The organism is Nitratireductor rhodophyticola, from assembly GCF_019891355.1.
In the GTDB taxonomy this organism is placed as follows: Bacteria; Pseudomonadota; Alphaproteobacteria; order Rhizobiales; family Rhizobiaceae; genus Nitratireductor; species Nitratireductor rhodophyticola.
The window spans coordinates 724,116-738,136 of the sequence record NZ_JAHSSF010000003.1 but is presented as its reverse complement, the minus strand read 5'-3'; the positions used below and the strand labels follow the sequence as shown (position 1 = coordinate 738,136).

Genomic DNA, 14,021 nt, shown 5'->3' with positions numbered 1-14,021 from the left:
GGCGTTCTCCTCATGCCGGAACCGTGTCGGTTTCAAGCGCCAGCCGGACGGCGGCGAAGAACGCGCGTATCAGTTCCGGATCTTTCTCGCCGGGCGCGCTTTCAACGCCAGACGAAATGTCTATTCCGCGCGGCGACACGGCATTCAGGGCCGCGCCGATATTGGCCGCGTTCAGGCCACCGGAAAGCATGTAATCCACGTTATCGTCAAGGCCCGCCAGAAGCTGCCAATCGAAGGAGACCCCATTGCCGCCGGGAAGCTCGGATCCTTTCGGCGGCTTGGCATCGAAAAGGAACCGGTCGGCGATGCCGCGATAGGACCCGATCCGCTCCAGATCGGTCGCCTCGCGGATGGCGAACGCCTTCATCACCGGCAGGCCGTAGCGCGCTTTCACCTCGGCGACACGCTCCGGGCTTTCGCCGCCATGAAGCTGCAGAATATCAGGATTGACCGCGCTCACAATGGCATCCAGTCCCGCATCATCGGCATTGACCGTGACGGCAACAGCCTTTGCGCGGCCAAGGGCTGCTTTTCGCAGGCTTGCAGCCGTATCGGCCTCCACATGGCGAGGGCTTTTCTCGAAGAAAATAAAGCCGATATGGCTCGCACCGCCATCGAGTGCTGCCGCCATGGCATCTTCGGTCTTCAGCCCGCAGATTTTCACGTCGAGTGTCATAACACGGAAGTGGCACGAAATGGCGGCGGAGTCGAGGCTGGAGGCGGTCGCGCCAGGCGCCCTCGCCCTTCGACAAGCTCAGGATGAGGGCTACTTCAGCGTAGCCGCACAAAACGACTGAAGAAACACGCCAGTATCTCAACAGCCCTCATCCTGAGCTTGTCGAAGGGCGAGGGCGCTTGACTCAGTGGTTCGAATGAAATGCAATTTGTAAGTGCATTTAACGTTCTAGCGGAAAGCGCAATGGAAGCCACGGTCTACATCCTGCGTTGCGCGGATGGCTCTTACTACACCGGATTGACCAAGCAGCCGGTTGAAGCGCGTGTGTGGGAGCACAATGCGGGGGTTCTTGAAAGTTATACAAAGTCTCGCCGCCCGGTAAAACTGGTCTTTACCGAAACCTATGACCGCATGCTCGATGCAATTGCCCGGGAACGGCAGATCAAGGGCTGGTCTCGGGCCAAGAAAGAAGCGCTGATTGCGCTTGACTATGAAGCGTTGCCGGAACTGTCGCGGAGCGGGCGGGGAGATGTCAGTGCCAGGCGCCCTCGCCCTTCGACAAGCTCAGGATGAGGGCTACTTCAGCATCGCCGCACGAAGCGACTGAAGAAGCACGCCAGCATCTCAACAGCCCTCATCCTGAGCCTGTCGAAGGGCGAGGGCGCCTGGCACTGACATCTCAATAGCAATCAGGCAAACCTGCCCTCAGAGACAGACCCGGCAAAGCCCGCCCGTCACTCAAACCCGATGGCCTGCAGGGCGGTGCCGTTGCGCTTCAGCCAGTCCCTGCAGCGATCCGTTTCGGGGCACAGCTCCCGGCAGAGTTTCCAGAAGCGGGCGCTGTGGTTCATCTCTTTCAGATGCGCGACCTCATGGGCGACCAGATAGTCGATTACCAGCGGCGGAGCCATCATGATGCGCCAGGAGAAGGAGAGCGCACCGTCGGAGGTGCATGACCCCCAGCGGCTCTTCGTATCGCGAAAACGGATGGCGCGGGCGCGTTTGCCGATTGATGCGGTATGCTTTGCCACCAGCGCCTCGATGTCGCGCTTGGCCTCGCGCTTCAGGAGGTCGGCGACCCGGCGCGGCAGGCGCTCCCCATCACCCGGTACAATGAGCACAGGGGCACCTTCCTCAGTGGCAAGCCGCGCAGCACCCCGACCAGCAGGATCGTGCACGATGAGATGCGGCACGCCGCGCACAGGGATCTTGATGCCCGGCCGGACCAGAGGACGCTCAGGCAGTTTTTTCAGCTTTTCCTCAAGCCAGCCGGTGTGGCGGTCGAGAAACTCTTCAACCTCGCGGGAGCGGGAGAGGCCCGGCGGCACGGTAACGCGAAGCCCACGCCCACCCGGCTCGATGCGCAGGGTGAGACGCCTTGCTCTGGCATTTTCGACAATGCGCAGCGGCAGTTCGCGCCCGGCAACGCGGTGCATGCGCTCGGCCGGGGGAGCCGCCACTTTCAGCCCGATCATCTTGTTGAGGAAACCAAGCGCCATTGGGAAAGAATAAGCGATTCGTGGAGAAAAACGCGCAAAGAAAACGGCACCTCAATGAGATGCCGTTTCAACCGTTTACCTGTTGTCCACCGGATCAGGCCTCGTCGGTCACATCCGGGACGGACTTGCCGCGGCCCGATTTGCGACCCTTGTTGCGTTCGTTCATGAAACGATCGAACTCTTCCTGATCCTTGGCCCGACGCAGCTCGCGCATATAATCGTCGAACTCGTCGCGCATCTCGTCGAGCTTGCGGCGTTCCTCGGAGAGGCGCTCCAGCTCTTTCGTGCGCCAGTCGTCAAAGGCAACGTTGCCTGTAAACGCATGGCGTTTTGATGCACGCCGGCAGCCGGCAAAGACTTCATCGGTTTTTCGGTTTACGTCCTTCTTGAACTCCCCGAGCCGGTCACCCCACAGAATGTAGGCGAGCATGGCGAGGCCGAGCGGCCAGAACACCATGAAACCCACCACCATCAGAGCAATCGTCGCAGGCGTCCAGGCGGGACGGATAAGCGCAGAATTTGTCATGTTCACCCGTTCCTTTCCTTGAGCATGCAACCCCCGGGAAGCTGCATGATTTCGAGATGGGGGCTGTTTTCCCAGATTCAAGGAATTGATAAACGAGAATCGCGCAAATCATTGTTTTTTCGGTATTTATTTGCGGAATTCTGCGACACCCCGGCAACGGATCTAAACGACGCGGTCGGTCAAACCTTCCAGTGACCGCAGGATCAGGGCGATGTCCTGCGGCCTGGAAAGCCGGTGGTCGCCGTCGCCAATGAGCGACAGTGTGACGTCGTCTGCCGGCAGATGCTCGGTCAGCCGCATGGCATGGGTGAAGGGGACGTCGGGATCTGCCTTGCCCTGAAGGATATGGACGGGGCAGTGAGTATCGAGAATGCCATTGAGCACCAGATTGCGTTTGCCGTCTTCAAACAGCGCGCGCGTATAGATGTAGGGCTCGTCGGAATATTCGGAAGGTTCTTCCATATAGCCCTTCTCCTCAAGCTCCCGCCGATTTGCGTCAGACAGTTTGGGCTCGACCAGTTCGCTGGTGAAATCGGGAGCGGGAGCCAGAAGCAGAAGACCGGCGAGACGGTCGCCCTCACCTGCCCGGTTCAGTTCCTGCGCCATGCGGAGCGCGATCCACGCCCCCATGGACGATCCGACAAGGATCTGCGGCCCTTCGGTAAAAGCCCGGAAGACACCGAGGCTCTGCTCCAGCCAAAGCGAAATCGTGCCATCCTTGAATGCGCCGCCGGATTCGCCATGACCGGAGTAATCATGCCGCAGGAAGGCGTGGCCCCTTTCAGCGGCCCATCCATCCAGCGCCTCGGCCTTGGTGCCGAGCATGTCGGATTTGTAGCCGCCCAGCCAGACGACGCCCGGTGCGCGGCCCTCCCGACGCCGGTATGCGATCTGCGTATCGCCGATCGTCAGAAAGCTCGCCCTGCCCTCACTCATCTACTGTCTCCCATGCCGGAACCAACCATCGATCACACGCATTCCCATTCAGGCAAAACGAGAAACGTGATTCTTTTGCCCTTATATGCTATTGACACTTCGCCTGCCGAGACGACATACGCCTCGGCCTGAAGACAATGCCGTAACCAGTGATTTAACAATTCGAGGAGATCACGACCATTCGCAGACCATTCAAAGCGCCGCCTCAGAAAGTAGAAGGCCCGCGCGCAAACCGCGACATCCGGGTTCCCCAGATTCAGCTCATCGACGACGAGGGCAACAACCGCGGCGTTCTCGACACGGAAGATGCCCTGCGTCTTGCCGAGGAAGCCGGCCTTGACCTGGTCGAGGTGGCGTCCAACGCCAAGCCGCCCGTGTGCAAGATCACCGATCTTGGCAAGATGAAGTATCAGAGCCAGAAGAAGGCTGCCGAGGCGCGCAAGAAGCAGAAGACCATCGAGATCAAGGAGATCAAGATGCGTCCGAACATCGACACCCATGACTATGAGGTGAAGATGAAGGCCGTGCGCCGCTTCTTCGAGGCGGGCGACAAGGTCAAGCTGACGCTGCGCTTCCGCGGCCGCGAAATGGCGCATATGGAACTCGGCATGCAGCTCCTCAACCGGGTCAAGGAAGAGGTCGAGCCAATTGCCAAGGTGGAAGCCGAGCCGAAGCTCGAAGGCCGCCAGATGATGATGGTTCTGGCGCCGCGCACGACCTGATTGGCACTGCGCCCGTAAAGACGCACACCAACACGACAACAAGCCGGGGCTCGCTCCGGCTTTTTCTTTCGCAAATGCGCCGCATTCTGTCCCTACGCATTGTACCCCGTGCGCCCAAGAGCATGCACGGCGCTGTAGCAAACCATCATCGAGGGATATGAGAATGTCGATCCATCAAATTGCGCTGGGGCAGTTCCAGCGCCTGCGCATCGCGAGTTTCTGGCTTATCGCGGCGCTGCTTTGTGGCTTCGTTCTCTTCTTCCACTCGGGCTGGGCGCACTATCAGCCTCTCGGCATAGATATCGAGGAAATCATCGAGATAGCGGGGCTCGGCCTGATCGGCATCGCCATCGCGGGCAGGCTCTGGTGCACGCTTTATATTGGCGGGCGCAAGGCAGCAGAACTCGTGCAGGACGGCCCCTATTCCATGACGCGCAATCCGCTCTATCTTTTCTCCACCATCGGAGCGATGGGGGTAGGTGCCCAGACCGGAAGCATGGTGGTTGCGGCTATCTGCGGCGTTCTGGCGGCCTTTATTCTCAGCATCACCACGCACCGGGAAGAACACCACCTGCGCGAAACCTTCGGCGAGGCCTATGACGCGTACCTGGTACGCGTGCCGGCCTTCATCCCGAACCCGAAGCTCTTCCACGATCCAAAGACGCTGACCATTCTGCCCGAGCGGCTTTATGGCACGCTGCGGGACGGGCTGATCTTCTTCCTGGCCATGCCGGCCTTCGAGCTGGTGGAGTATGTCCAGGATCTCGGACTGCTGCCCATTCTGTTCCGTCTCTACTGAGCCGGCGCCGCAACGCGGTCAAATCAGGAGTTGCGCAAACCGCCCGCCGCCGCTATAAGGCCGCGTTCCTGGACCGGCCGGCAGGGCATGCCGTGGCGGTCCTTAATGCTGAAATGCGCATGCGCGACACTGTGGGAAGCCGATGCCAACTGGCGCGCTTTTCCGCAGACCGGCGCAGGCGAAAGAACGGAGAAGCAAAATGCCCAAGATGAAGACGAAGTCTTCTGTCAAGAAGCGGTTCAAGGTAACCGCCACCGGCAAGGTGAAAGTCGCAGCCGCTGGCAAGCGCCACGGCATGATCAAGCGTTCCAACAAGTTCATCCGCGACGCCCGCGGCACGATGGTTCTTTCCGATCCCGATACGAAGATCGTGAAGAAGTTCATGCCCTACGGCCTGTGATCGCAGGAACCCGGAACAGATTTAAGGAGATCATGTCATGGCACGCGTAAAGAGGGGCGTTACCGCCCACGCCAAGCACAAGAAGGTCATGAAAGCCGCCAAGGGTTTCTACGGCCGTCGCAAGAACACCATTCGCATCGCCAAGCAGGCGGTCGAAAAGTCGATGCAATACGCCTACCGCGATCGCAAGGCCCGCAAGCGCAATTTCCGCGCTCTGTGGATCCAGCGCATCAACGCCGGCGCACGCGAACACGGCCTGACCTATGGCCGCTTCATCGACGGCCTCAACAAGGCCGGCATCGAGATCGACCGCAAGGTTCTGGCCGATATGGCCGTGCATGAGCCGCAGGCCTTCGCCGCTCTGGTGAAGAAGTCCAAGGAAGCGCTCGTGTACCTCAAGGACACCACCCCGAATGCTTTTGAAAGCGCTGTCGCTTAAGGCTGGCGCTTCCCGAAGCAAACAGGTTTAATTCGGGAAACCCGCGCTGGCAGGGCTGGCGCGGGTTTTTCTTTGCGATGATGACCATGGACAACCAGACGAGACACGAGCAGGACGTCCTTTCGCCGGAGGCGACGGCGGCGCTGCTGCGCCTGCTCATCACCGGTGAGCATCAGCGTGTTTCATCAACCGTGCTGGATGGACATACCGTCTGGATAAAACGCTATGACGTGGAGCGGCAGCCGATCGCCCAATGGCTGCATGGGGCACTGACGCCGCTGATGCCTGCCGCCTTCCTGCGCGCCTCCCCAAGCACGAACACCGCGTCCGCCATCGAGCGCGAAGTGCGCAAGCTCGATGCCTTCCGAAAGGCAGGGCTGCCGACGGCAAAACTGCTGTTCCGCAACGACCGGGTTCTGGTGCTCTCGAATGTCGCTCCCATCGCCCAGAGCGAGCTCGATATGCTGGCGCGTCATGGCGAGGACGGCGCCCATGACGGGCTTCTGGTGCAGGCGGCGGAGGCCCTATGCAAAGCACATCACCTCGGCCTGTGCCATGGCAGACCACATCCGCGCGACATGTTCATCACCGGCGACGGCCGCTGGGGCTTTGTCGACTTCGAAGAAGAGCCCGAAGCCGCCATGCCGCTGGCGACGGCGCAGGCGCGCGATGTGTGGCTTCTTTTCCTGCAGATCTGCATGCAGGCGAAGCGGCCCGACACGCCGCAAAGTGCATTCGATGCCTATTTCGCCGAGCCGCCGCGGCTGGTGGCGGAAGAACTGCGGCGGATTATTCGATTTTTCGCGCCGCTCGTCCCCCTTCTCGGCGCAATCGAGCATTGGGGGCTTGGCAGCGACGGCAAGCGCGTGTTGAAAGCAACACGGTTTTTGAAAACGGCTCTCGGCAACGCGGCGGCCACGCCCGCAGAAATGAGCCAGCACGACATCAAACCCAAAAGGGGCTACGAGGCATGAGCGAACTCGAGGAACTGGAAAAGACCATCGCCGGGCAGATCGAAGCTGCCGCCGACGAGCAGGAGATCGACGCCGTGCGCGTCGCCACGCTCGGCAAGAAGGGCTCGGTCTCGCAGATGCTGAAGACGCTTGGCTCCATGTCTCCGGAAGAGCGGCAGGTGATGGGCCCCGCAATCAACGGGCTGAAGGCGCGCGTCACCGAAGCGCTGACCGAACGACGCGACGCACTGCGCAATGCCGCCATCGACGCACGGCTCGAGCGCGAAAAAGTGGATGTCACCCTGCCCGTGCGGCGGGCACCCGCCGAGCGCGGCCGCATTCATCCGATCAGCCAGGTGATCGACGAGATCACGGCCATCTTCGCGGACATGGGTTTTTCCATCGCCGAAGGGCCGGACATCGAGACCGACTATTACAATTTCACGGCGCTGAACTTCCCTGAAGGCCACCCGGCCCGCGAGATGCACGACACTTTCTTCTTCCCGCCGGATGAGAAGGGTGAGCGCAAGCTTCTGCGCACCCACACCTCGCCGGTGCAGATCCACACGATGGAGACGCAGGAACCGCCGATCCGCATCGTCATTCCCGGCAAGACCTATCGGCAGGATTCGGACGCAACCCACTCGCCCATGTTCCACCAGCTCGAAGGGCTGGTCATCGACAAGACAGCCAATGTCGCCAACATGAAGTGGGTCCTGCAGGAGTTCTGCAAGGCGTTCTTCGAAGTGCCGCAGCTCAACATGCGCTTCCGCCCCTCCTTCTTCCCCTTCACCGAACCGAGCCTGGAAGTGGACATCCAGTGCGACCGCTCGCAGCCGGGCGAAGTGCGCTTCGGCGAGGGCAATGACTGGATGGAGATTCTCGGCTGCGGCATGGTCCACCCCAATGTGCTGCGCGCCTGCAATCTCGATCCGGACGAGTATCAGGGCTTTGCCTGGGGCATGGGCATCGACCGCATCGCCACGCTGAAATACGGCATGCCGGACCTGCGCGACTATTTCGACGCCGATGTGCGCTGGATCGAGCATTACGGCTTCCGTCCGCTGGACCTGCCGACACTGTTCGGCGGATTGAGCGCCTGATGACTTCGCCCGACAGCCATGGCGAGGCGGTTCGTTTCGCGTTCGGCGACAGCCCGGCACTGGCAGATGAACTGCTGGAGCTGGTGCTTGCCGGGCAAAAAACGGCGACCTGCGGAGCCTTGAACGACTTCGAGACCGGCGGCGAGCCGATGCCGCAGGTTGGGCGGCAGGATATCGTCCTTGACGGCAAGGGACGCCCTGCCGCCGTCATAGAGACGGTAGAGGTTACCATTCGCCGCTTTGACGAAGTGGACGAAGATTTTGCACGCGCCGAAGGCGAGGGAGACCTCTCGCTGACATGCTGGCGCGAGGGACATGAAGCCTATTTCCAGCGAAATGGCGGCTTCAGCCCCGATATGAAACTGGTTTGCGAGCGGTTCCGGCTGGTGAAAATCCTGGAACGGCAAGACCCGAAGGAATGATGCCATGAAATTCACGCTCTCCTGGCTCAAGGAGCACCTTGAGACTGACGCCACGCTCGACGAGATTGTCGAAAAGCTCACCATGATCGGCCTCGAGGTCGAGGAGGTGGATGACAAGGCATCGCTGAAGCCCTTCGTGATCGCCAAGGTTCTGACCGCCGAGCAGCACCCCGATGCCGACCGGTTGCGCGTGCTTTCCGTCGACACGGGCGACGGCAAGCCGGTTCAGGTGGTGTGCGGTGCGCCCAATGCGCGTGCCGGTCTCGTCGGCGCCTTTGCCGCGCCCGGAACCTATGTGCCCGGCATCGACGTCACGCTCTCTGTCGGCAAGATCCGCGGTGTGGAAAGCCACGGCATGATGTGCTCGGAGCGCGAATTGCAGATGTCGGACGAGCATGACGGCATCATAGACCTGCCCGAGGACGCGCCCGTTGGCACGTCATTCGCAAGCTGGGCGAAGCTCGACGATCCGGTGATCGAGATCGGCCTGACGCCGAACCGGCCAGACTGTACCGGCGTTCACGGCATCGCGCGCGATCTTGCGGCGGCGGGCCTTGGCACGCTGAAGGAGGCACCCATCGCCGCGGTGGCGGGCAAGGGGGCCTGCCCTGTCGAGCTGACCATCGAAGCACCGGAGCTTTGCCCCGGTTTCGCGCTGCGACTCGTGCGCGGCGTGAAGAATGGCGCCTCGCCAAAATGGATGCAGCAGCGCCTGACGGCCATCGGCCTGCGTCCGATCAATGCGCTGGTCGACATCACCAACTATGTGACCTTCGACCGGGGCCGCCCGCTCCACGTCTTCGATGCCGCCAAGGTGAAAGGCAATCTCACTGTACGCCGCGCCAAGGATGGCGAGACCGTGCTGGCGCTCGACGAGCGCGAATACAAGCTGACGCCGGAAATGTGCGTCATTGCCGACGAAAACGGCGTTGAGTCCATTGCCGGCATCATGGGTGGCGAGCATTCGGGTTGCGATGAGAACACCACGGATGTGCTGATCGAATCCGCCCTATGGGATGCGATGAACATTGCCCGCACGGGCCGCGACCTAGGCATCATCACCGATGCGCGCTATCGCTTCGAGCGTGGCGTCGACCCGGAGATGATGGAACCCGGCCTTGAGCTTGCCACGCAACTCGTTCTCGACCTGTGCGGCGGCGAGCCGACGGAAAGCCGCGTGGTTGGATACAAAGGCTATGAGCCACGCAGCATCACCTTCCCGGTGAGCGAGGTGAAGCGCCTGACCGGCCTTGAGGTTTCAAGCACTGAGAGCAAAGACATTCTCAACCGCCTCGGCTTTACCTCCACCGGCGATGGCGAGGTGCTGGACGTGTCCGTGCCGTCCTGGCGTCCGGACATCGACGGCAAGGCCGATCTGGTGGAAGAGGTGATGCGCATTCACGGTGTCAACGAAATCGCGCCGCAGCCCCTGCCCTCTCATGGCGCGGTCAACGGCCAGATCCTCACCGTGTTGCAGAACCGCACCCGCCAGGCGCGCCGCGCGCTGGCCGTGCGCGGCATGTTGGAGGCGGTCACCTGGACCTTCATCGACGAGACCCAGGCAAAGCTCTTCGGCGGCGGGAACGCTTCCCTCAAGCTTTCCAACCCGATTGCCGCTTCCATGTCGGACATGCGCCCCTCGCTTCTCCCGGGCCTCATCGCAGCCGCCCAGCGCAATGCCGCGCGTGGCTATGCCGATGTGGCGTTGTTCGAAGTGTCGAGCACCTATGAGAACGACAGCTATGAAGGCCAGCGCCGTGTTGCGGGCGGCATTCGTCGCGGCACAGCGGTGATGGACGGCGCGGGACGGCACTGGTCGGGCAACAGCGCCTCCGTCAGCGTGTTCGATGCCAAGGCCGATGCGCTGGCGGCCCTTGAGGCTGCGGGCGCTCCGGTGGACAAGCTGCAGATCGTCGCGGAGGCCCCCGCATGGTATCACCCCGGTCGCTCGGGAACGATCCGTCTTGGGCCGAAAATCGTGCTCGCCGCATTCGGCGAAATCCACCCACGCACGCTGGAGGCACTGGATGCCGAAGGGCCGATCTGCGGTTTCGAGGTGTTCCTCGACGCGATCCCCGAACCAAAGGCCAAGGCGACACGCACCAAGCCGCGCCTCGACCTTTCGCCCTTCCAGCTCGTGCGGCGCGACTTCGCCTTTGTGGTCGACAAGTCTGTCGAGGCGGCAACCATCGAGCGGGCGGCGGCGGCAGCCGACAAGAAGCTCGTCACCGGTGTGCGCGTGTTCGACATTTTCGAGGGCGCCTCGCTTGGCGAAGACAAGAAGTCCGTTGCCATCGAAGTCTCGATCCAGCCGCGCGACAAGACGCTGACGGATGAAGAGCTCGAAGCCATCGCCGGCCGCATCGTCGCCAATGTCGGCAAACAGACCGGCGGCACGCTGCGGGGTTGATAGCGTTCAGCGGCGCCCTTTCGGCAACCGTTTCGCTTCGCGGACGAGTGCAGCAATGTGCTCGTCCGCTTTTTTGTGGCGCTCGATCTTTTGTTGTTTGGAAAACCGCTCGAATTCCGCGCGCGCATGATCCTTTGCAGCATCCGCGCTCACACTGCCGCCCGATCGCAGGACGGCCCGGCCAAGGTTTTCGAGCTGTTGGTCGAGAAGCCGCGTTGCATCCTCCATGACAACCAATCGGCCCAGCTTGGCCTGATCCTCGAAGATATCCAGAAGGATGGTGGTCAGGCGGTTGAGTTCACTGATTTCGGCCTCGGCAAGATAGTTCTTGGAGACGGTCACGTCCCGCTTGCGGATCGTGTCGCCCGGCCAGCTTTGCAGTCCCATATTCTCGAGGCGATGATCAGCGCGTGCCATTACCACTTCCGAGGGTGTCTGCGAAACAACTGCATAGATCAGCTTGGCCTGCGTTTTCTGGAAGAAGCTCTGCGCTTTTGCGGCGCTGCCGTCATAGTCTTGACAGAGTGCGCAGATGGCTTGCAGTTCACGATAGACATTGGCCTCATCCGAGCGAATGTCGCGGATGATCTCCCGCAATTCGGCGATGCGGTCGCGCTCCTGCTTGAGGCGCGCTGAATCCACCACAAAGCCGCTGCGTGCAAACTGAACCAGAATTCCCGTGGCCCAGCGTCGGAACAGGGTCGCCTGCGCGGAGGAGACGCGGTAGCCGACTGAAATGATCATGTCGAGGCTGTAGAGCGTGACTGGTTTTGTCGACCGAGCAATTTGCATTTTCTGCAAATTGCTCTCCTGCTCCAGTTCCCCCTCGGCAATCACATTCGAAATGTGCCGGGATATAACCGAGATATCACGCCCGAAAAGCCGCGCAATCTGTTCCTGCGTCATCCAGAGCGCTTCGCCCTCGTAGCGAATGTCGAGTCGGAGCCCCTTTTCACCATCGTAAATCAGAAACCGGTCTCCGGTTTCTGCATCTTCCACGAGATGGACGGGTTCATCCGCTTTCATGCGCCTCTCCAAGGGGTTTCCAGAACATTAGCAGAACAAAATGACGCGCGAAACCTTGCCGGTTTTCAATCCCCGGCATAGAGCGGATCACCGTTTCATAGAAACGCCGCTCCGCTCAATCCTTCCCTCTCTTCCCGCATTTGTGCAGACGTCAGGTGATTCCACCTGACGGCAAAATGCTCTATGTGTTTGCCTGCGCAAAACAGGAGGAAAGTGTATGTTCCGTTGGGGCGTTCTTTCGACGGCCAGGATTGGTCGCGAGCAGGTTATTCCGCAGATTCAGGATTCGGAAAACGGCGTCGTGACGGCGGTCGCCAGCCGTGATTCGTCGAAGGCGCAGGCCGTGGCGAACCGCTTCGGTATCCCCAACGTGTTTTCTTCCTATGACGCGCTTCTCGCCTCGCCCGATGTGGATGGCGTCTATATTCCCTTGCCGACCTCCGACCATGTTGCCTGGGCGATCAAGGCGGCGGATGCCGGCAAGCATGTTCTGGTGGAAAAGCCGCTGGCGCTGGACGCCAAGGATATTGCCCGCGTGATCGAGGCGCGCGACCGCAACAATGTCGTCGTGTCGGAAGCCTTCATGGTCACCTATCACCCGCAATGGCACAAGGTGCGCGACCTGATTGCTGAAGGTGCCATCGGGCGGCTGCGGCATGTGCAGGGCGTGTTCTGCTATCACAATGTCGATCCCGAAAACATGCGCAACAGGCCAGAGCTCGGCGGCGGCGGTCTTCCCGACATCGGCGTCTATCCGACGGTGACCACGCGCTTTGCCACCGGCCTGGAGCCCGAACGCGTGCAGGCCATGGTGGAGCGCGATCCCACCTTCGGCACCGACATCTATTCAAGCGCCAAGGCCGATTTCGGGTCCTTCGAGCTGAGCTTCTACGTGTCGACACAGATGGCGCTTCGCCAGAGCATGGTGTTCCACGGCGACAGAGGCTTCATCGAAGTGAATGCACCCTTCAACACACCCGATTACGGCGACACGCGGGTGACGATGTTCAGCGCCGATCACAACAGCGCCTGCGTCTACCGCTTTCCTCGCGCGCGGCAATACCGATTGCAGGCGGAAGCCATCGTGGCGGCGGCGCAGGGAGAGAAAACGCCGATCTTCACACTTGAGGATTCGGTGAAGAACCAGAAGCTGATCGACGCCATCTATCGCGCTGCTGGCCATGATGGCTGGGAGGCCGTTTAAGAACCCAACCGCATTCAGGCCTTATCCCCGCCCTTTCCGGTGAAGAAGATGTGTCTTCCGATCCGCCCCAGCCTGTGCAGACGCCGCGCCCACCCAGGCCGCACATAGCTGGCGTGATAGTGCGTGGCAGCACTCACGGCGTGCAGGCCGCCATCCTCCGATCCGGTCTCGACGCGACAGTCTGGCGTGCGGTTCTGCATGGATGCGGCGATTTCCTGCGCAAGACGCCATGGCCGCTTTTCCTTCGGGAGAAGAGCAATACCGGTGCATGTGAAAGAGAACTGGCAGCGGTATGGCCTGTGCGCATTCTGAAACACCACGCCGCAGATGGTACGGGGAAACGATGGCGAGCGAACACGGTTCACGATCACCATTGCAACCGCCCTCTGTCCGCTCAGAGGCTCGCCCCGCGCTTCGTGATAGACGGCGGCAGAGAGACAGGTCGTTTCGACCTCCCTTTTGAGGGATGGCAACATTGCGCGGAAAGCCGAACGCCGCTGCAAATGAGACCCCGTGCCTCTCACGTCCGCAACCGCGCTGGAGGCGACCGGAAAAACGGTGCCGGGCTCCCATGCCGGAACCGCCTGAAGCAAAGAAGAAACGTACAATCCCCCAGACACGAGACTTTCTGCGAGCATCGGCACTCCTGCGGGCACCGAGCCGATGCCACACCCGTCTGCCCCCAGATAAAAAGCAATTACACAACCTATGCGCGCAAACAAATTGGCTTTGTTTCAAATGTCGATATGAATGGCCGGCGCGCACGGGGCGGGGCTGGCGGAGACGCGCTTTGCCGAACAGGCGGTCGGTTCGTTCCAAATCGAGGCAAATCCCGCCTTGCGTTGCAAAAATAGCGTTCTTATATACGCCCGGAAGCTGTTCGGTGCGTTTCGCCCAGAGATGCGG

The 14,021-nt window shown here is 61.0% G+C and carries 16 protein-coding genes; 10 read left to right on the top strand and 6 right to left on the bottom strand.

Annotation, left to right across the window (positions count from 1 at the left end):
* Positions 1-10 precede the first annotated feature (10 nt).
* The gene (locus KUG85_RS14625) at positions 11-676 is read right to left on the bottom strand and encodes a phosphoribosylanthranilate isomerase (RefSeq protein WP_223005706.1); all 666 of its coding nucleotides are present in this window, start codon (positions 674-676) and stop codon (positions 11-13) included.
* A gap of 243 nt (positions 677-919) precedes the next feature.
* Between KUG85_RS14625 and KUG85_RS14620 the strand changes: the two genes are divergently transcribed.
* Positions 920-1,249, top strand: coding sequence for a GIY-YIG nuclease family protein (locus KUG85_RS14620; RefSeq protein ID WP_223005705.1), 330 nt, complete (start codon positions 920-922; stop codon positions 1,247-1,249).
* Positions 1,250-1,410: 161 nt separating this feature from the next.
* Here KUG85_RS14620 and KUG85_RS14615 read toward each other — a convergent pair whose 3' ends face one another.
* The 3 genes from KUG85_RS14615 to KUG85_RS14605 form a co-directional block, all read right to left on the bottom strand.
* A complete protein-coding gene (locus tag KUG85_RS14615; RefSeq protein WP_065816703.1) occupies positions 1,411-2,175 on the bottom strand; it encodes a M48 family metallopeptidase in 765 nt (254 codons plus the stop codon).
* 94 nt (positions 2,176-2,269) lie between these two features.
* A complete protein-coding gene (locus KUG85_RS14610) occupies positions 2,270-2,701 on the bottom strand; it encodes a DUF2852 domain-containing protein (RefSeq protein WP_223005704.1) in 432 nt (143 codons plus the stop codon).
* Between the two features lie 162 nt (positions 2,702-2,863).
* On the bottom strand, positions 2,864-3,637 hold the full coding sequence (locus KUG85_RS14605) for an alpha/beta hydrolase (protein ID WP_223005703.1): 774 nt from the start codon (positions 3,635-3,637) through the stop codon (positions 2,864-2,866).
* Positions 3,638-3,816: 179 nt separating this feature from the next.
* Between KUG85_RS14605 and infC the strand changes: the two genes are divergently transcribed.
* The 8 genes from infC to pheT all read left to right on the top strand — a co-directional run bounded on the left by infC (position 3,817) and on the right by pheT (position 10,885).
* On the top strand, positions 3,817-4,359 hold the full coding sequence (gene infC, locus KUG85_RS14600; protein WP_081487733.1) for a translation initiation factor IF-3: 543 nt from the start codon (positions 3,817-3,819) through the stop codon (positions 4,357-4,359).
* 163 nt (positions 4,360-4,522) lie between these two features.
* Positions 4,523-5,158, top strand: a complete 636-nt coding sequence (locus KUG85_RS14595; protein ID WP_223005702.1) for a methyltransferase family protein — start codon at positions 4,523-4,525, stop codon at positions 5,156-5,158.
* Positions 5,159-5,357: 199 nt separating this feature from the next.
* The gene (gene rpmI / locus KUG85_RS14590) at positions 5,358-5,558 is read left to right on the top strand and encodes a 50S ribosomal protein L35 (protein WP_007009054.1); all 201 of its coding nucleotides are present in this window, start codon (positions 5,358-5,360) and stop codon (positions 5,556-5,558) included.
* A 37-nt stretch (positions 5,559-5,595) separates the two neighbouring features.
* Positions 5,596-5,997, top strand: coding sequence for a 50S ribosomal protein L20 (gene rplT / locus KUG85_RS14585; protein WP_007009055.1), 402 nt, complete (start codon positions 5,596-5,598; stop codon positions 5,995-5,997).
* 86 nt (positions 5,998-6,083) lie between these two features.
* Complete coding sequence (locus KUG85_RS14580; protein ID WP_223005701.1) at positions 6,084-6,971, top strand: BUD32 family EKC/KEOPS complex subunit; 888 nt, start codon at positions 6,084-6,086, stop codon at positions 6,969-6,971.
* A complete protein-coding gene (gene pheS, locus KUG85_RS14575; protein ID WP_223005700.1) occupies positions 6,968-8,053 on the top strand; it encodes a phenylalanine--tRNA ligase subunit alpha in 1,086 nt (361 codons plus the stop codon). The genes KUG85_RS14580 and pheS overlap by 4 nt, the downstream gene beginning before the upstream one ends.
* The gene (locus KUG85_RS14570) at positions 8,053-8,475 is read left to right on the top strand and encodes an ASCH domain-containing protein (RefSeq protein WP_223005699.1); all 423 of its coding nucleotides are present in this window, start codon (positions 8,053-8,055) and stop codon (positions 8,473-8,475) included. The genes pheS and KUG85_RS14570 overlap by 1 nt, the downstream gene beginning before the upstream one ends.
* A 4-nt stretch (positions 8,476-8,479) precedes the next feature.
* Entirely contained in the window at positions 8,480-10,885 is a 2,406-nt protein-coding gene (gene pheT / locus KUG85_RS14565; RefSeq protein ID WP_223005698.1) for a phenylalanine--tRNA ligase subunit beta, read from the top strand.
* Positions 10,886-10,891: 6 nt separating this feature from the next.
* On the opposite strand, the gene rhuM is transcribed toward pheT, so the two are convergent.
* A complete protein-coding gene (gene rhuM / locus KUG85_RS14560) occupies positions 10,892-11,911 on the bottom strand; it encodes a RhuM family protein (RefSeq protein ID WP_223005697.1) in 1,020 nt (339 codons plus the stop codon).
* A gap of 217 nt (positions 11,912-12,128) precedes the next feature.
* Here rhuM and KUG85_RS14555 point away from each other — a divergent pair, with 217 nt between their 5' ends.
* Entirely contained in the window at positions 12,129-13,115 is a 987-nt protein-coding gene (locus KUG85_RS14555) for a Gfo/Idh/MocA family protein (protein WP_223005696.1), read from the top strand.
* Positions 13,116-13,129: 14 nt separating this feature from the next.
* On the opposite strand, the gene KUG85_RS14550 is transcribed toward KUG85_RS14555, so the two are convergent.
* Positions 13,130-13,591 carry a cell wall hydrolase gene (locus KUG85_RS14550; RefSeq protein WP_255606414.1) on the bottom strand — a complete coding sequence of 154 codons (462 nt, stop codon included), beginning with the start codon at positions 13,589-13,591 and terminating at the stop codon, positions 13,130-13,132.
* Positions 13,592-14,021 lie beyond the last annotated feature (430 nt).